This window comes from Paenibacillus glycanilyticus, from assembly GCF_051200795.1.
GTDB lineage: Bacteria > Bacillota > Bacilli > Paenibacillales > Paenibacillaceae > Pristimantibacillus > Pristimantibacillus glycanilyticus.
The window spans coordinates 2,312,648-2,329,861 of record NZ_CP195155.1 but is presented as its reverse complement, the minus strand read 5'-3'; the positions used below and the strand labels follow the sequence as shown (position 1 = coordinate 2,329,861).

The following is a 17,214-nucleotide window of genomic DNA, read 5'->3' as shown; positions in this document are numbered from 1 at the left end:
TAGTTAATTATATTTTGTGTAGGCGATCAGTGAAGAAGGAGGCGTCCCGGCTATGACAACATCGATAACAATATTTGATACTACGCTGCGCGACGGTACGCAAGGCGAAGGGATCAGCCTGTCAGCGGATGATAAGCTCAAAATTGCTCAAAAACTTGACGCTCTCGGCGTTCATTATATTGAAGGCGGGAATCCTGGAAGCAACGGCAAGGATATTGAGTTTTTCCAACGGGTTAAGAGCTTGAAGCTGCAATCGAAAATTACGGCATTCGGAAGCACGCGCCGTAAATTCAGCCAGGCAGATCAAGATGCTTCCCTCGTGCGCATTGCGGAGTCCGGCGTACCGGCGGCTACGCTCGTAGGCAAATCGTGGGATTTCCACGTGCATACGGCTTTGCAGACTACGCTGGAAGAGAATTTGTCCATGGTTTACGATTCCATCGCTTTCTTGAAGCAAAGAGGCATGGAGGCCTTGTTTGACTCCGAGCATTTCTTCGACGGGTACAAAAACAATCCGGAGTATGCGGTAGCGGTATTGCGAAAAGCCCAGGAAGCCGGCGCAGACTGGCTGGTGCTCTGCGATACGAACGGCGGTACCTTGCCGGGTGAAATTCACGAAATCGTCAGCCGCATCCGCCAAGAGCTGACGGCGCCTATCGGCATACATACCCACAATGACTGCGAGCTGGCCGTGGCCAACTCCCTTGCAGCCATTCAGGCCGGTGCGCGTCAGGTGCAAGGAACGATTAACGGTTACGGCGAACGCTGCGGCAACGCGAATCTTTGCTCGATCATCCCGAATCTTCAGCTCAAGATGGGTTACGATGTTCTCCCGGAAGAGAAGCTTCGGTCACTAACCGGCACCGCCCGTTACGTGAGCGAAATTGCGAACGTGAATATGCCGGTCGGACAGGCTTATGTCGGCAATGCCGCATTTGCCCACAAAGGCGGTATTCACGTGTCGGCAATCATGAAAGACTCCAAAACGTACGAGCATATCCAGCCTGAGCTTGTAGGCAACAAGCAGCGCATTCTGGTATCCGAGCTTGCCGGCCAATCGAATATTATTTCGAAGGCGCAGTCGCTTGGACTCGATGTGAATGCCAACAACGAGCAGACCAAAGCGATCATGGATCATATCAAGGAGCTTGAACACCAAGGCTATCAATACGAAGCCGCGGACGCTTCCCTTGAGCTTCTTCTCCGTCAAGCCTTTGGCGAGCCGGTTGAAGTCTTCAAGGTTGAGTCGTTCAAGATTCTGGTTGAGAGCGGCGCGAAGGGTCAAATGAACTCGGAAGCCATCGTCAAGCTGAACGTAGACGGCCAGCAGGTCTACACGGCAGCGGAAGGCAACGGTCCGGTCAACGCGCTCGACAATGCCCTGCGCAAAGCTCTGGTGCAGTTTTATCCGAAGATCGAAGAGATTCATCTCTCCGACTATAAAGTTCGCGTATTTGACGAAAAGGATGCAACAGCCGCCAAGGTGCGCGTTCTTATCGAATCCTCTAATGTGGACAGCACATGGAGCACGGTAGGCGTATCCAGCAACGTAATCGAAGCAAGCTGGGAAGCGCTTGTCGACAGTATCCGTTATGCTTTGCTTAACATGGAGAAGTCAACAACGGCAAACTTTGACAATATCGAACGCATCGGCGTAATTAACCACTAAATTAAAAGAAACGCCCGGCAGCTAGCCTGCCGGGCGTTTCTTTTTTTGAATCAGCTGTATTGCTCAATCAGCCTTTCCCATTCGTCAATCGTAATGACGCCGTTGATTCTCTCGCGGATGACTCCCGAGGAGTCGATCAGGAATGTTGTAGGGAACGTATCTACCTTGTAGGTATTGGTGACATCCCCTTTCCGGTCCATCAGAACCGGGAACGTAAATTCGTGATCGTCCACAAACTGCCTTGCCGCTCTTTCTTTATCGAACTTTGTGGCATTTACGCCGTAAAACGCGATTTTATCCCCGTATTTCTCATACAGCTTCTGCAAATCCGGCGCTTCCAGCTCGCATGGCCCGCACCAGGAAGCCCAGAAATTCACAAAGGTCAGCTTGTCCTGCTTGCCGCCGATTGCGTAGTTCTTCTCATCAAGCCCCGGCAGCTCAAAGGTTACCGCCTCGGAGCCGGCCTTTGGCTTGAAATCGGAAGCCGCTGCCGTAACGCTTGATTCATCCTTGGATACATATTGATACACCGCTAAACCAGCCAATACAAATGCGGCGATAAACAGCATCGTAGCGCGCTTCATGGTGTCCCTTCTTTCTTCTTCATTTCTAGATTATGCCTATCGTAACACGGCGAGGAATGGAAGCTCAAGCCGGGGGGCACATTAGCCATAAAATCGTCAATGTCACCTAGATCGGAGGACAACCTTTTATGGCCGAACACAAATGGCTGCAGTATATCGCTTTTGCTTCCGTCCCGCTCGTCCTGGTGCTCGGCAACTCCATGCTTGTCCCGATTTTGCCCGACCTTGCCAAACAAATGAAGCTGTCCGAGCTGCAGTCCAGCCTTGTTATCACTTTATTCTCGGTAAGCGCCGCCGTTTTCATACCAGCGATTGGGTATTTGTCGGACCGCTTTCGCCGCAAAGCAATCATCATTCCCGCATTGGCGGTATATGGGGCTGCGGGAATCGTTGCGGGTTTTGCCGCGATTTGGGGGTCTTATTGGCTTTTGATCAGCTCCAGGGCTTTGCAAGGTCTCGCAGCGGCCGGAACCGCTCCAATTGCAATGGCACTGGTTGGCGATATGTACAAGGATGGCCAGGAAAGCGAAGCGTTAGGCATAGTCGAAGCCTCCAACGGCGCAGGCAAAGTGGTTAGTCCGATTCTTGGCTCTCTCCTCGCCCTTATTATCTGGTACGCGCCATTTTTTGCTTTTCCCGTATTTTGCGCGGCATCGCTGCTTGCCGTTTGGTTTTTTATCAAGGAACCGGATTCCAAATCCGAGCCCTTGAAGCTTAAGCAATATTTGGCCGACATGAAAAAAATATTCCGTGAAAAAGGCCGATGGCTGATTACCGCATACTGTACGGGAGCATTAGGCCTATTCCTGTTATTTGGGGTCTTGTTTTATTTGTCCGATCTGCTGGAGAAACCTCCCTACAACATCGACGGTGTTCTGAAAGGCTGTATTCTTGCCATTCCGCTGCTTGGTCTTGTCATAACCGCCTATTTAACCGGACATTCCATCAAGAAGGATGGGAAAAAAATGCGCCGGTGCATTCTGATCGGACTCTCGCTTATGAGCGCTGCCCTGATCGGCTGCTTGTTCAGCTATTGGCTCATCTACGTGTTTATTGGTTTCATCACAATAAGCAGCGTAGGCACAGGATTGCTTCTTCCCTGCCTAAACACATGGATTACAGGCTCCGTCGACAGCTCTCACCGGGGGATTGTAACCTCCTTCTATAATAGCTTAAGGTTTTTCGGCGTTGCCGCAGGTCCTCCGCTGTTCAGTTGGCTCGCGGACCGGTCGGTTACCGCTCTGTTTATCCTTTTGGCCGTGTTGGCTATTGTCGCCTTACTGTTCGCAATTCGTCTTCTGCATCCGGAAAAAACGGCTAATCCGGCTAGCTAAACCGTTCCTGGGGAATGTATAATGAGCTGTACCTTCAGGAAAGGAGCATCCGGCTTACATGCTTTCCATTGCCATAACACGTCCAGCATACGAACAGCTGCTTGGCTTTTGCCAAAAATCGCTGCCGCAGGAGGCATGCGGTGTTCTAGCAGGAGCGGCCGCGACGCCAGACAGCCCCGCGGTTGTTACCCATGTTTACATGATATCGAATGTACACGAAGAGCCCATTCGCTCATTCCGGTTTCACCCCGGGGAATGGGTATCCGCGTATTACGACATACAAAAAAACCGACAGTCGCTCGTCGGTTTTTTCCACTCCCATCCCATTTCATCGGCAGTCCCTTCCAAACGTGATTGGCTTGGCTTGCCGGTCTCCGATGATGGGCTCTCTTATTGGATAATCTCTATGCCGGGCAGTCCCGCGGCAGTTGTCCAGCCTTTCCGGATGGATGGACAAATCTTTCGTCCGCTTGCTCTAGTGCTTGCTTAAATAAGCGTATAAATCCCCTAATGTCGTAATATTCCGATCCAAAATCCGGACAAGAAACTTTTGCCATAGCTTCGCCGTCATCAGGGAGTCCTGCAGGGCATGATGACGCTCGGTAATCGGAATCCCAAAGTCCTCCAGAAGATCGTCGAGCGCATAGGAAGCCCGCTTCGGCTCCAGCCATTTGGCAACGAGCATGGTGTCCAATACCCGGTGATTCAAGCTGACCTTGGAGGTCCGCCATAATGCTGCGTTCAAAAACTGCTTATCGTGTCCGGCCGCATGCGCAATCAGCAGCCTCCTTCCGATAAACTCCATGAAATCATGGAGAACCTGCATCAGATCGGGCGCATCCTGCACCATCTCGTTCGTTATCCCCGTCAGCTCGATAATTTGCCTTGGAATACGGCGCTTCGGATTAACAAGACTATGGAACTGCCTGGATTCGTCAAGCTCAAGGCCTTTCATATGGACAGCCCCAAACGATATGATCTCGTCGCCGTTAGAAGGATAAAAACCGGTCGTCTCCAAATCAAAAACAACGATATCTAGCTCCCTCAGAGGCGTATCCAGCATGGACTGTTTGCGCTGCTCCTTGTTGATGGAACGGATAAACGCCATCTGCTGCGCATTTTGCGAGCCCAGCATGGAAGCAAGGGCAGGCGTAAAGCCTCCCATTTTATACAGGTTCCACATCCGTCCGACGCCTTTTGGTTCCTTCATTCCCTTTCATCACCGCCTTACATAAGCCTTCCCGTTGTCCGTTTAAACACTTTGCGCTGTAGCTTCTTGCCGGTTTTTAACGCGCTCTTCAGCTCCTCGGTCATTTCTCTCGACAAGCTCCGGCTGGAGAGTTTACCGTTGTTGGCATATAGGCCGTCCTCATTCTGCTCCGTTGTCATTAACCGAAGCCGGAGAAAGAGCAGGAAGGCCTGCTCATATGCCGCAGCCTCCTCCGATGGCAATTGATCGTGGAGGGCAAGCGTGCGGATTCGCGACAACGTTGACGTCTCGCGGATGCCCGCTTGAACGGCCAGAAGCCGAATCGCGTTCACTAGGGGGATATAAGCGCCGTATTTGATATCCAGACTGCCGGCATCCGATCCGTATTGTTCCTTCAGCAGATGACCGAATAATCCGAGCAGCACTTTATGACGCATGGTATTGTCCAGCATTCGCCGCGTGATATTCGGATACTCTATTACATTATTGAAATATTGATCTCTTAGCTCAAATGCGAGACGATGATCGCCGTAAACCGACCTTCCGTCCGCCAAAATCAACAAGTACCGCACAGCTTCCCAGGAAGGTTCTCTAAACCAGCCATTCAGCTTGACCTTCCATTCGGTTAACGACATGCACCATTCCGGGTTGTTGCTCAGCACATTGCCTTCGCATAACGGATAACCGGACTGATGCAGCATCGAGACGATGATTGAGGTTAATTGCTGAAAATAAGCCGTTGTTTCCTCCGAATCGCTTGCGGAGTCTTCAAACACAATACCGCTGTCCTGATCACTCGACAGCGTCTGTTCCAGACGTCCTCCGCTGCCGAACAATAGATACGCGTAAGGCACGGGGGGAGAACCCATCCCCAACCGTGCCATTTCCGCTTCCGCTAATATGATTGAGCGGCAGATAAGCGTATCATGCAGCTCATTTAATTGTTCGTTGAATTGTTCGACCGGACTCATCTGGAGAATACCTTTCATATGCTCGTGTACTTGATCCCGCAAATTGCGCAGTACATTCACGTTATCGGCTTTGCCGATTTGCTTCAGAAGCTGCACACGCACCGGATCGCCCATCCGCCGCCTCTCCCCTCAGGTCAGTCCAACAAACCTTGCCTTAACCTTGGATGCCTTGACCTTTTTTAAGTTGCTCAGGATAACCATAAGCGCCGTGCTCACTCAGGTCAAGACCGATAATTTCTTGCTCTTCCGTTACGCGGAAGCCGATTGCTACTTTAATGAGGAAAAGAACCAAGAACGATGCCGCAAGGACAAACACGCCGCATACCAGAACCGACAGCGCTTGAACGCCCAATTGGTGCCAGCTGCCTGTATCGATCAGACCGCCTTGACCAACGCCAACTTTTGCAGCCAATTCGTCCGTTGCGAAAATACCGTTAGCCAGCGTACCCCAGATACCTGCGGCGCCATGCACCGACATCGCATAGATCGGATCGTCGACTTTGATTTTCTCGAAGAATTTCGCGCTGTAGAATACAAGAACGCCTGCTACCAAACCGATAACAACGGCAGCCCAAGGCTCTACGAATGCGCAAGAAGCCGTAATGGCAACCAGACCGGCAAGAGTACCGTTCAGCATAGTCGTAATGTCGGCTTTGCCATTAACCGCCCATGAGATCAGAAGAGCCGCAACGGCGCCGGCGCCTGCACCCAGCATAGTAGTAAAGCCTACATAACCAAAGAAGCCATCGCCGATTGCAAGAGTAGAACCAGCATTAAAGCCGAACCAGCCAACCCACAGCAGCAATACGGAAAGTGCAGTAAACACTTGGTTGTGACCGGAAATTTCATTAGCGGAACCGTCTTTGTTAAATTTGCCGATACGAGGTTTCAACAGAACAGTTGCCGCGAAAGCCGCAAGCGCGCCTGATAAGTGAACAACGGTAGAACCCGCGAAATCTTGCGCGCCGTCTTTTGCAAGCCAGCCGCCGCCCCAGATCCAGTGAGCCACGATTGGATAAATAACGCCAACGAAAACAATCGTAAAGATAAAGTAAGAGGACAATTTAGCTCGTTCCGCGAAGCCGCCCCATGCGATGGACAACGATACAGCAGCGAAAGCCAATTGGAACAGGAAGAACAAGGTAGTAGGAAGACCGTCATCTACGCTAATAATAGAAGGATCAAAAAGAAAATCGCCGAATCCGATAAATCCGTTAATCGAGCTGTCGGCGCCAAAGGCGAAGCCGTAACCAACCGCCCAGTAAATCAATGCCGCAAGTCCTGCCGTGAAAATCGTTTTGCCGGCAACGTGGCCAGCGTTTTTCATTCGGGTGGAGCCTGTTTCTAAAAGGATAAAACCGCCTTGCATGAGCAATACGAGCACGAAGGCTACCATTACCCACAGCGAGTTAATTCCCATGTTAAGTGTTCCTGCCGTTGGGTCATCGGCAAATGCCATTGCCGGGAACACCAAGCATAACGCAGCTAAAGTTAACACCATTTTCTTAATCAATACGACCACTCCCTTAATGTGATGTTTACTAACATGTTAGGAAAGACTTAATGTCATTATAGTCAGGAACACCTAATTTGACAATATATATTCTTGTAAAATAGAAAAAAAATCTAACGTTCGTGTCTCAAAACGAACGGAATGTTAAGTTTTTTCACAAATCCCCTAGGGAATTGGTTCTAGAGCCTATCCATTCTTCGCATTTTGAATCTACGACTTTGGAATCAGAATCTACGAACTTTCATTAAAGAGGCGAAATTTGTACATTCATGTAACACGTTTGACTGTACGGTTAGTTTCCGATTATGATTAGGGGACAGTATTATAGAAAGAAGGTGGAGAGATTGGGGATACGAAGCTTTATCGTATAGGCGAGCTCGCGAAGCTAGCGGGTGTCAGCCCTCGGACAATTGATTATTACACCTCAATGGGCCTGCTAGAACCGTCGGAACGTTCCGCCAAAAATTATCGCTTGTACCATGATGAAACTTTAGTCCGTCTCAAACGTATCGAACAAATGAAGAACGAAAAATATACGCTAGACGAAATCAAGGAAGCTTTGGACGGCTGGAGCAAGGTTACGCCGGAGGAGCAAGTGTCTCAGAAGCTGACAGACCTTCAGCATCACCTATCCCAGCTGGAACGCGAAGTAAAAGAGCTGGAGCCGGTGATCAAACAGCTTAAGCCGAGACAAGCAAACCGGCTGTACACCCGCTTGATGCCGCAAACCGCGGCTTGCATCGAGGCGTTAATGCTTCTCATTAACAAGGGGCCGTTTATGTAAGGATATGTCCCATCGATGCAATCCTTGACCACTCTGATGGAGGTATGATCACATGTTTTTTCACCCTATGGACTTCCTTATCCTAATCGCCTTCGGTTTATCCATTTGGGCGCAGTTCCGGGTAAAAGGAACGTTCAACCGTTGGGCCGGCGTACAAACCGCGTACGGATTGACCGGTTACCAGGCTGCAAGACGCATGCTGGACGCTAACGGCTTGCATGACGTACCTATTGAGCCCGTACGCGGCACCTTGTCGGACCACTACGATCCGATCCACCGCGTTGTCAGATTATCCGAGCCGGTCTACTATGAAAGCTCGATTTCCGCCGTTGCGGTTGCCTGCCACGAGGTTGGCCACGCGATCCAGCACAAAGTCCATTACCCGATGCTGGTGCTTCGCCACCGGATATTCCCGGTCGTTAACATCGCATCCGGCATTGCACCGTTCCTGCTCATCGCCGGTTTCCTGTTCCACGCAATGAACCTTGTAGGACTAGGCATCATCTTCTTCTCCGTTGCCGTTGCCTTCCAGGTGATCACGTTGCCGGTCGAGTTCAACGCAAGTAATCGGGCACGCGATTTAATGGTAGCTGAAGGCTTTATTACAAACGAAGAAGAACGTGGCGTAGCCAAAGTACTTAACGCAGCTGCACTCACTTACGTGGCGGCAGCACTGATCTCTTTGCTGGAGCTGGTTAAGTACATTATGATCTTCACATCTTCGAACAATGATGACTAACCAATAACAAAAGGGCTGCCCCAATCGTCACATGACGATGGGACAGCCCTTTTTCTATCGTTTATTTCTCTTTGTGTCCTTGTTTCCCTTCAAGCTCGTTAAAGTATCTCAGCAGGAAGCCATGGAATACTTTTGCCACTAGCGGCATCTTCTCGTTAGAGCGATGAATGATGCCGATATTCCGCGTGACATTGGGAGTTCTTACGCGAACCTTGGCCGATTGCAGCACACCCGCATGATACAAAGCCATCTCCGGCAGCAGACTTACCCCCATACCGGCTGCAACCAGACCTCGGATGGTCTCGGTCTCTTCCCCTTCAAAGCCGATCTTCGGGGTAAATCCAGCCTCCTGGCAGGCTTCCCATACGATTGGCCGAAGCGAGTACCCTTCACTGAACATAACAAACGTATCTTCCTTCAGTTGAATAAGGTCGATCTCCTGCTCTCCGGCAAGCGGATGATTTGGTGGCAGGATAGCAAACAGTTCTTCCGTAAGCAGAACTTCGCCGCAAACCTGCTCGTGCTCATCCGGAAAAGGCGAGATAAAAGCGAGGTCAATCTCGCCCTTTACCATATCCCGAATCAAGGACGGGTACATCCCCTGACGGAATCGAAATTTGACATTAGGATGAAGCTTGCGGAAGGCTGCGACAACCTGGGGAACAACCGACACCCCGAGACTATGCGGAAAGCCTAGCCGGATTTCCCCTTTCTCCGGATCCATAAACTCGTGAATTTCCACGACTGCCCTCTCCAGATCGTCAAGGATCACTTCCGCGCGTTTAAGAAACAGCTGACCTACCGGCGTCAGCTGCAGGTTGCGCCCTTTCTGCAGGAACAGCTTCACACCCAGCTCTTCCTCGAGCTGATGGATTTGACGGCTGACCGCAGATTGCGCAACATGCAGCTCTTCGGCCGCTTGCGTCACATGTTCTTTTTTGGCAACCTTCACAAAATAATAAAGCTGTCGTAGTTCCATAATGTCTCCAATCTCTCCCGTACATCCTGATTCTAATACACGCGCCGTCTCTTCGTCATCGCGCGGTCCAATAAGCCGTAAAGCAAAAATCCTGCAACTCCGCCCCCAACATGCCCGAGCAAGCTTACGCTAGGCACGATAACCGAGAAGACCAGTCCAAAGCCAAGAATCGTATATACCGTTTTTCTTGAGCCTTGGTCCAGCCATGCCTTGCGGAAGATTGCGATATAGAGAAACGCTCCAAACACCCCGTAGATCGCTCCCGAAGCCCCTGTGGACAAATAAATTGTCCGGTCATCCCCAAACAGACCATGAACCGCTCCGGTTAACAAATTCGCGATAATTCCGCATAAGAGATAAAACACGGCATATTTCGCCGGCTTCAATAACCGCTCCAGAGGCGGAGCAAATACAAGGATCGAAAACATATTAAAGAAAATATGTTGAAAGCTTGAATGCATAAACATTGAGGTTATGATCCGCCAAGGTTCATGAAGCCCGTACGGATTATCCGGCATATAGCTGACAAACCCGCCTGACCGCATTAAATGATAATTGTCGTTAATATCCCCCGTCACGGCGATTGCAATAAAATAAATGAGATTAAGCGCAATGATGACGGAAGTAACCGGATAGGCGCGCAAATAACCCCGAAAGCTTTCGTATCTTAAAAAAATCATTACGTATCACTCCTTCCAACCATTGGACAACCCCGATTCATAAAGCTTATAATAAAACCTGTTACAAACCTTAAACGTGAGAAGGAGGACATATCCATTATGTCACAAGAACGCACTGGCGTTGCCGCATTTAAAGGCAATCCTATTACATTAATCGGACCGGAAGTAAAAGTGGGAGATCAAGCTCCTGATTTCACCGTCAACAAATCGCTTGTCGACTCCGTATCCTTGAAAGATTTCGCAGGTAAAGTAAAATTGATCAGCGTTGTTCCTTCGATCGATACAGGCGTATGCGATGCGCAAACCCGCCGTTTCAACGAAGAAGCCGCTTCGCTGGGCGATAACGTAATCGTGCTGACAGTTAGCGTTGATACTCCATTCGCGCAATCCCGCTGGTGCGGTGCGGCAGGCGTAGATAAAGTCGTTATGCTGTCGGACTTCAAATCGCATGACTTTGGCCAAGCTTACGGCGTATACATAAAAGAATTCGGTCTTGATATGCGCTCCATCTTCGTCATCGACGCAAACGATAAAGTACAATACGTCGAATATCTGTCCGAAATGACGGAACATCCAAACTACGAGCAAGCGATTAACGCGGTTAAAGCTCTCGTATAATTTACGCGTAAATAAAGCGAGTGAAGGCTTACCTTCCTCGCTTTTTTATTTATTATGTGATTCCTTCTTATGCCTTGAATGCAGCAAGCTTCTTGTCCAGCGTCCGGTAAATATCAAGAATAACCCGGTAATTGGAACCAAGATCGCCTAACGAGCCTTTGGAAGCGGAATAAATATCAACTGCCGAGGTAACAGGATTCACGCTAATAACGGTAACCGTTATATCCATTGTACGTCCTGTCATCGTACGTTTCTCCAGGACAATCTCCCCAACTGACTTCACTTCGTGGAGCAGCTTGTAACCCTGCATCTTCTTCAGGGTGGACACAACTTCCTCCCATGCCTTTTCCTTCGAAAGCTTGTAGATATGTGATTTGAGCAGTGGGTCTTTAGCTTTATCGCCCGTCGCTTCGTGACTGCGAAGCAGTCCGATTAGAGTGCGCTTCAACAACGATGATCTCCCCCTCTAGCATCTATGTACATCAATATAATTGTAGCATGTTTATATGTATGAAAAAAGTCCATTAACCTGGTTCAACATACAAAAGCAGTTCCTTGATCATCCGGTGAGGATAACCAAGGAACTGCCGGTCACTATAATGGCAAGAAAAAACCCGCGAATGCCGTCCGACTTACATGCTTCTGAACCCGCTCTCGCAGGTGGGTGTCCGCAGAAACGTTTTTGAGATCCCCTTTTGGGGGCTTGTCAGCCGCGTTTCAATGTTGGTCTCCCTAGAAACAGCCATTGGTTCAAAACAACGAAAAGCCGAAACGAACATCGCAGGATGTATTGCTATTATAGACGTAAATCCGGCAAAAGTAAACTTCGCTTTGCTTGCTATTTACTGGTTCCGGTCCCTCTCGGACTCCGTAAGCTCCGCAAACTCGTTTTCCTGCTCCGCCGCTGCCTTCTTCTTCTCGTTCTCCATCTGATCTTGAAGCTTGCGGTAGATCAAGTGGAAATTCCAGAACGAAAGGTAAGCAATTACGCTACCCATGAAAAACGGAATAAGGAACGTATACTGCGTACTGAAGTACATGACCGCTGCGGCCATAATCGCAGTCGAGAACGAACGGATCGGACGTCCGATCGTAATCAGAATCGCGTTCTTCAGCAATTGAAACGTTTTCATATGATAGTGCACAAGCATCGAGAAGAAGTTGAATAAGGAAACAACGAGAATCAGGCAGATCGCCAGGTACAAATAGGAAAACAAATTGAATTTATCCTGGTAAACAATAAAATCAATAATCATGATGCCAAGAATAAGCGAATAGAAAATGCCGCCAATCATACTTTGCAAATAGTTCTCTTTGTAACCGCGGAAGAACGTTTTGAACATAGGTACATCGACTTCGCCCATCACCCATTTGCGTGCAATCGTAAACATGGCTGCCGTAGCCGGGAACAAGGTGAATGGCGCAATAACCGCCATCATAATTAATGTAGCATACACCTGACTGGTAATCGCAGAATCAGATGTATTCGCCGGGGCTGCAAGAAGTCCGCTCCAAGCGATAAATACAAACGGAATCGAACATACCAGCCATAAGATGTTAATGACCGCCAGACGCATTATCCATTCGGAAATCCGATACAAACCGCCAACAAGGCCTTTTGGTTCCATTTGATTCGCCCCTACCCTAATAGAATGATTATGGAAAAAAGGGAAAGCCCGGATGCCCGTTTAGGCATCACGGACTTCCCCTGATCTACATACCTTAGTTGTTTACGAAGTCTTCAGACGAATATTTCGGACGGCGCGGTTCGCTGCTGTTGCTGCGGCCTTCGCCGCTGCGTCCGCGTCCTCCACCGTTGTTGTCGCGATTGCGGTTTTCATAGCTGCCGCGGGATCCTCCGCCGCCATTGCTGCGTCTGTCATCACGGCCGCGGTATCCGCCGCCGCCTTGACCGCCGCCGCGGTTGCCGCCGCCAAACGATCCGCCGGAGAAACGGCGACCATTCGAGCGGATATCCGGCTTGCGTTTTTTAGCGCGAAGCGGTTCTTCCGGCGTCAGTTCAACGCTAACGTCTTTCTTCTCGCCGGTAAGCAGCTTCAGAGCCGCCGCCATCAAATGCACGGAATCGTATTGCTCCAGCAATTGGATTGCGATGCCTTTGTACTCGGTGAAGTCTTCATTCTGAACAACTTCGAGCACGCGCTCAGCGGTAAGGCGTTGTTTGCCTTCGATCGCTTCGGCCAGGCTAGGCAAAGGCTTCTTGCTGATGCGTTGACGAGTAACCTTCTCGATGAAGTGAAGATGATCCACTTCGCGAGGCGTTACGAAAGAGTAAGCGGAGCCTTCTTTACCGGCACGGCCGGTACGGCCGATACGGTGAACGTAGCTCTCAGGGTCTTGCGGAAGGTCGAAGTTGATAACGTGAGTTACGCCCGATACGTCGAGACCACGTGCTGCCACGTCTGTTGCCACGAGAACATCGATGCTGCCGTCGCGGAATTTGCGCATAACATTATCGCGCTGGTTCTGAGACAGGTCACCATGCAAGCCATCAGCCGAATATCCGCGTTTTTGCAGACCTTCGCTGAGCTCATCAACACGACGTTTCGTACGACCGAAAATGATTGCGAGTTCAGGCGATTCCATATCGAGCAAGCGGGCTAGCGCTTCGAATTTCTGACGCTCGTGAACCTCGAAATAATTTTGTTGAATCGTTGGTGCTGTAACTTGTTTTGAAATAACCGCTACATGCTCCGGATTTTTCAGGAATTGCTGTGCCAGCTTCTGAATGTTCGGAGGCATAGTTGCCGAGAACAGCAAAGTTTGGCGCTCTTCCGGCACTTGCTTCAGAATGGATTGGATATCCTCCATGAAGCCCATGTCCAGCATTTCGTCCGCTTCGTCAAGAACAACGGTACGTACATCTTCAAGCTTAATGGTCTTGCGGTTAATATGGTCGAGCAAACGGCCCGGTGTACCGATAATAATTTGCGGCTTCTTTTTCAGCGCGCGAATCTGGCGACCGATTTCTTGTCCGCCATAGATCGGCAGTGAACGAAGACCTTTGTATTTAGTCAGCTTCCCGATCTCGTCTGCTACTTGGATAGCAAGCTCGCGGGTTGGCGTCATAATCAATGCAACGATACGTTCTTCACTAGTCGGAATTTTGTTAATAAGTGGAATTCCGAATGCAGCCGTTTTGCCTGTACCCGTCTGTGCTTGACCAATCATATCGCTCCCTGCCATTGCAATTGGGATCGATTTGTCTTGGATTGGGGTAGATTCCTCAAATCCAAGCTCCGTAATTGCCTGCAACACTTTCGGTTCCAGGCCAAATTCAGCAAATGTTTTCAAACTTTTCTCATACTCCTTTTATCTGCAGCCTACTAAAAAATATCCAAACCATTATAGCACATAACAACTTACGAATACCAGCAATGGGCAAAAAGCCATACTACCATAGATTAACAACCGCTGATTTTCGGCGAATTCAATTTATGGAGATTACCAAAAATGAACAAATGGATTTTTAAACCTGCGGTTACCGCGGTAGTTATGACCATAGGCGCTTTGCTAATTGCCGGCGCGTTCAATTTGTTCCTGATTCCCCATCAATTGCTGAGCGGCGGCTTGTCCGGCGTTGCGATGATGATCGGCTATATTACCGGCGGAAATATCGGCTGGCTCTATTTGTTGCTTAATGTTCCGGTTCTAGTCTGGGGCTGGTTTATTGTGGGAAGGCGATTCATCATTTGGAGCATGTACACCGTGCTGGCCTCAACGTTATTTCTCCAGCTCATTCCTGTCGCAGCCATTGCCAAAGATATCGTACTTGGCTCTGTTTTTGGCGGCATTATACTTGGCATCGGCACCGGTATGACACTTCGGTACGGTGGCTCCTCAGGGGGATTTGACATCATCGCATCCATTATAACACGAAAAAGGGATCTGCCGGTCGGTTCCATCATTTTCACCCTAAATGGCCTCGTCATCGCGGCCCTGGTCCTCTATACGCAGGATTGGAATCTCGCGCTCTACTCCCTGCTGTCTATCTATATCGCAGGGAAAGTGGTCGACATCATCCATGTCCGGCATATTAAAGTAACAGCCTTTATTATAACCACCAAGACGGAGGAGATGCTTACGAAGCTGCTAAGCCATCCTCGCGGCATTACGATCATCAAGACCAGAGGCGCCTATACGTCCGCCGAGCAGGATATGCTGATGACCGTCCGCACGCGGTACGAGCTTGCCGAGCTGCGAAAAACGATTGCCTCGATCGATAACCGCGCTTTCGTTAATATCGTGGAAACCGTCGGGGTTATAGGCGACTTCCGGCGGTCGAAGGATTAGCCCAGTTATAATAGACAAACATGGAATCATATACATATCCCTATGTTTTTGCATTTCATCCTGTTATAATGTGGTTATCCCGTTAACTTTGGTTTCTTGCCATATGATTTGCCCTGAACCTATGATGAAAGGGTGATGCTCAGGTGGATATGGAAACAGTCACATTGTCACAGATTGTGGAAAAGCTGGTGCCCGAGCTAAGTTCTTTCCTCACGAAGCGCGAGCTTGCGATCAACATCGTGCTGCGGGATGGATTAGCCGTTCTGGAACCGGAAGATGCAAGGGAAATTGTGCAGCATAGCATTTGCGAGCATCAAATACAGGCTTTACTGCAATGACAAGATGGGGTATAAAATCTAGAAAGTTTAGCCTGCCGGCTTTAAGCCGGCAGGCTTTTTGTTTGCGCCCAAGACATGAAACAATTGCCTGCTTAGAAAGAGGCCTGACCGAAAAAAATAATGCCACGATTCCTTCTTCTGCTTTATAATTTGGATGAAAACGCTAACGGGGAGAGGGCATAATTATGGACATTATCTTTTCGACGCTGATGCTTTTGTATCATCTTGTTACGGGAACGGGAGAAGAAAATGCCGCCTCGAAACAGCTAGCTGCCTCTCTTTTTAACGCAGCCGCAGGAAAAACGATTATCCAAGCCGTACCGGCAATGACCACCGCAACGCCAGAAGCGCTCAGAGACGGCTTTAAGGCCGATCCCCAGCCGGATGCCCCAACCGTCAAAGGCGTCTACGTAACGGCTTACAGTGCCGGTGGATCGCGTCTGAACTCTCTGCTGAAGCTAATGGACGATACAGAGCTTAACAGCATGGTCATCGACATTAAAGATGATAACGGATACATAACCTATCCGACACAAGCGCCCGAGCTGCTGAAGCTTGGCACCACGCAGAAATACATCTCTAACATCCAGGCCCTGATGTCCAAGCTGGAGGCTCACAAGGTCTATCCGATTGCCCGGATTGTCGTCTTCAAGGATACGGTTCTGGCGAAAAAGCATCCCGAGTACTCCTACCGTTACGCGGACGGCTCCTTATGGGCTAACGGCAAAGGAGACAGCTTCGTAAATCCGTATATCCGCGAAGTCTGGGACTATAATGTCGCAGTTGCCAAGGAAGCCGTGAAATTAGGCTTTAAAGAAATCCAATTCGACTACGTCCGCTTCCCGGAAGGATTCGAGAAAAAGGCGGATTCGCTAACGTTCACCAAAACCGAACAAAGCCGGGTTGACGCAGTAGCCGGCTTCGTGAAATACGCACGAGAGCAGCTCGAGCCGCTTGGCGTCCGGGTTTCCGTCGATATATTCGGCTATGCCGCGTCCGTGCCTGCCGCTGAAGGCATTGGCCAAGACTTTGTTAAGATATCAAGCGATGTTCACGTTATCTCTCCTATGATCTATCCAAGCCATTACGGCGCAGGGTGGTTCGACCAGCAGGATCCGGACAAGAGTCCGTATGCCACCATTGCCGGAGCAATGAAGGATACGCATAAAAAGCTCGATCCGATCGGAGACAAGAAGCCGATCATCCGTCCTTGGATTCAGGATTTCACTGCCAGCTGGCTGGGCAAAGGACATTATATCAAGTACGGCCCTGCGGAGGTGGAAGCCCAAATCAAAGCCCTCCATGACGCCGGAGTTGACGAATACCTGTTATGGAATGCCGGAAACAATTATTCTGAGGGCGTCAAATACTGACGCTCCGACGCTCCGGTTATTTCGGTCGGTCGTTCCTTGCGGTTTGTTTCTTGATCAACTAGTTATTGGTTGAAATAAACGCGCAAAAGTCACGCCCGACTCGAAATA

The 17,214-nt window shown here is 49.7% G+C and carries 18 protein-coding genes and 1 other RNA gene; 9 read left to right on the top strand and 10 right to left on the bottom strand.

The window, feature by feature from the left end:
• Window positions 1–52: 52 nt before the first annotated feature.
• On the top strand, window positions 53–1,669 hold the full coding sequence (gene cimA, locus ACR9FF_RS10530; RefSeq protein ID WP_127496551.1) for a citramalate synthase: 1,617 nt from the start codon (window positions 53–55) through the stop codon (window positions 1,667–1,669).
• 50 nt (window positions 1,670–1,719) lie between these two features.
• Here cimA and ACR9FF_RS10525 read toward each other — a convergent pair whose 3' ends face one another.
• The gene (locus ACR9FF_RS10525) at window positions 1,720–2,253 is read right to left on the bottom strand and encodes a TlpA family protein disulfide reductase (protein ID WP_015843748.1); all 534 of its coding nucleotides are present in this window, start codon (window positions 2,251–2,253) and stop codon (window positions 1,720–1,722) included.
• Between the two features lie 128 nt (window positions 2,254–2,381).
• Here ACR9FF_RS10525 and ACR9FF_RS10520 point away from each other — a divergent pair, with 128 nt between their 5' ends.
• Entirely contained in the window at window positions 2,382–3,587 is a 1,206-nt protein-coding gene (locus tag ACR9FF_RS10520; RefSeq protein WP_248756174.1) for an MFS transporter, read from the top strand.
• 58 nt (window positions 3,588–3,645) lie between these two features.
• Window positions 3,646–4,077, top strand: a complete 432-nt coding sequence (locus ACR9FF_RS10515) for a M67 family metallopeptidase (protein ID WP_435170900.1) — start codon at window positions 3,646–3,648, stop codon at window positions 4,075–4,077.
• Here the strand turns inward: ACR9FF_RS10515 and ACR9FF_RS10510 are convergent.
• The 3 genes from ACR9FF_RS10510 to ACR9FF_RS10500 are packed head-to-tail and all read right to left on the bottom strand — an operon-like array spanning window position 4,063 to window position 7,281.
• On the bottom strand, window positions 4,063–4,797 hold the full coding sequence (locus ACR9FF_RS10510) for a 3'-5' exonuclease (RefSeq protein WP_127496554.1): 735 nt from the start codon (window positions 4,795–4,797) through the stop codon (window positions 4,063–4,065). The genes ACR9FF_RS10515 and ACR9FF_RS10510 overlap by 15 nt on opposite strands.
• Window positions 4,798–4,814: 17 nt before the next feature.
• Window positions 4,815–5,882, bottom strand: coding sequence for a DUF294 nucleotidyltransferase-like domain-containing protein (locus tag ACR9FF_RS10505; RefSeq protein ID WP_435170898.1), 1,068 nt, complete (start codon window positions 5,880–5,882; stop codon window positions 4,815–4,817).
• Between the two features lie 40 nt (window positions 5,883–5,922).
• Window positions 5,923–7,281, bottom strand: a complete 1,359-nt coding sequence (locus ACR9FF_RS10500; RefSeq protein WP_127496556.1) for an ammonium transporter — start codon at window positions 7,279–7,281, stop codon at window positions 5,923–5,925.
• 343 nt (window positions 7,282–7,624) lie between these two features.
• On the opposite strand from ACR9FF_RS10500, the gene ACR9FF_RS10495 reads away from it, so the two are divergent.
• Window positions 7,625–8,065, top strand: coding sequence for a MerR family transcriptional regulator (locus tag ACR9FF_RS10495; protein WP_127496557.1), 441 nt, complete (start codon window positions 7,625–7,627; stop codon window positions 8,063–8,065).
• A 52-nt stretch (window positions 8,066–8,117) separates the two neighbouring features.
• Complete coding sequence (locus tag ACR9FF_RS10490; RefSeq protein ID WP_127496558.1) at window positions 8,118–8,804, top strand: zinc metallopeptidase; 687 nt, start codon at window positions 8,118–8,120, stop codon at window positions 8,802–8,804.
• A gap of 61 nt (window positions 8,805–8,865) precedes the next feature.
• Here the strand turns inward: ACR9FF_RS10490 and ACR9FF_RS10485 are convergent, their stop codons facing one another.
• On the bottom strand, window positions 8,866–9,783 hold the full coding sequence (locus ACR9FF_RS10485; protein ID WP_201004983.1) for a LysR family transcriptional regulator: 918 nt from the start codon (window positions 9,781–9,783) through the stop codon (window positions 8,866–8,868).
• A gap of 32 nt (window positions 9,784–9,815) precedes the next feature.
• Window positions 9,816–10,463, bottom strand: coding sequence for a rhomboid family intramembrane serine protease (locus ACR9FF_RS10480; protein WP_435170895.1), 648 nt, complete (start codon window positions 10,461–10,463; stop codon window positions 9,816–9,818).
• A 99-nt stretch (window positions 10,464–10,562) separates the two neighbouring features.
• Between ACR9FF_RS10480 and tpx the strand changes: the two genes are divergently transcribed.
• Window positions 10,563–11,081 carry a thiol peroxidase gene (gene tpx, locus ACR9FF_RS10475; protein ID WP_127496561.1) on the top strand — a complete coding sequence of 173 codons (519 nt, stop codon included), beginning with the start codon at window positions 10,563–10,565 and terminating at the stop codon, window positions 11,079–11,081.
• A 67-nt stretch (window positions 11,082–11,148) separates the two neighbouring features.
• Here the strand turns inward: tpx and ACR9FF_RS10470 are convergent, their stop codons facing one another.
• The 4 genes from ACR9FF_RS10470 to ACR9FF_RS10455 all read right to left on the bottom strand — a co-directional run bounded on the left by ACR9FF_RS10470 (window position 11,149) and on the right by ACR9FF_RS10455 (window position 14,396).
• Window positions 11,149–11,532, bottom strand: a complete 384-nt coding sequence (locus ACR9FF_RS10470; protein WP_127496562.1) for a DUF1499 domain-containing protein — start codon at window positions 11,530–11,532, stop codon at window positions 11,149–11,151.
• 156 nt (window positions 11,533–11,688) lie between these two features.
• A non-coding RNA gene (gene ssrS, locus ACR9FF_RS10465) (6S RNA) lies at window positions 11,689–11,871 on the bottom strand.
• 52 nt (window positions 11,872–11,923) lie between these two features.
• Complete coding sequence (locus tag ACR9FF_RS10460; protein ID WP_435170892.1) at window positions 11,924–12,709, bottom strand: YesL family protein; 786 nt, start codon at window positions 12,707–12,709, stop codon at window positions 11,924–11,926.
• A 94-nt stretch (window positions 12,710–12,803) separates the two neighbouring features.
• Window positions 12,804–14,396 (bottom strand): DEAD/DEAH box helicase, encoded by a 1,593-nt coding sequence (locus ACR9FF_RS10455; protein ID WP_201004977.1) that lies wholly within the window; start codon window positions 14,394–14,396, stop codon window positions 12,804–12,806.
• A gap of 159 nt (window positions 14,397–14,555) precedes the next feature.
• Here ACR9FF_RS10455 and ACR9FF_RS10450 point away from each other — a divergent pair, with 159 nt between their 5' ends.
• From ACR9FF_RS10450 to ACR9FF_RS10440, 3 genes are all read left to right on the top strand, one after another.
• Window positions 14,556–15,395: a YitT family protein gene (locus tag ACR9FF_RS10450; RefSeq protein ID WP_127496565.1), complete on the top strand. Its 840-nt coding sequence runs from the start codon at window positions 14,556–14,558 to the stop codon at window positions 15,393–15,395.
• A gap of 149 nt (window positions 15,396–15,544) precedes the next feature.
• Window positions 15,545–15,733 (top strand): hypothetical protein, encoded by a 189-nt coding sequence (locus tag ACR9FF_RS10445; RefSeq protein WP_174806585.1) that lies wholly within the window; start codon window positions 15,545–15,547, stop codon window positions 15,731–15,733.
• A 185-nt stretch (window positions 15,734–15,918) separates the two neighbouring features.
• Window positions 15,919–17,106: a putative glycoside hydrolase gene (locus ACR9FF_RS10440; protein ID WP_435170890.1), complete on the top strand. Its 1,188-nt coding sequence runs from the start codon at window positions 15,919–15,921 to the stop codon at window positions 17,104–17,106.
• The last annotated feature ends 108 nt before the right edge of the window (window positions 17,107–17,214 follow it).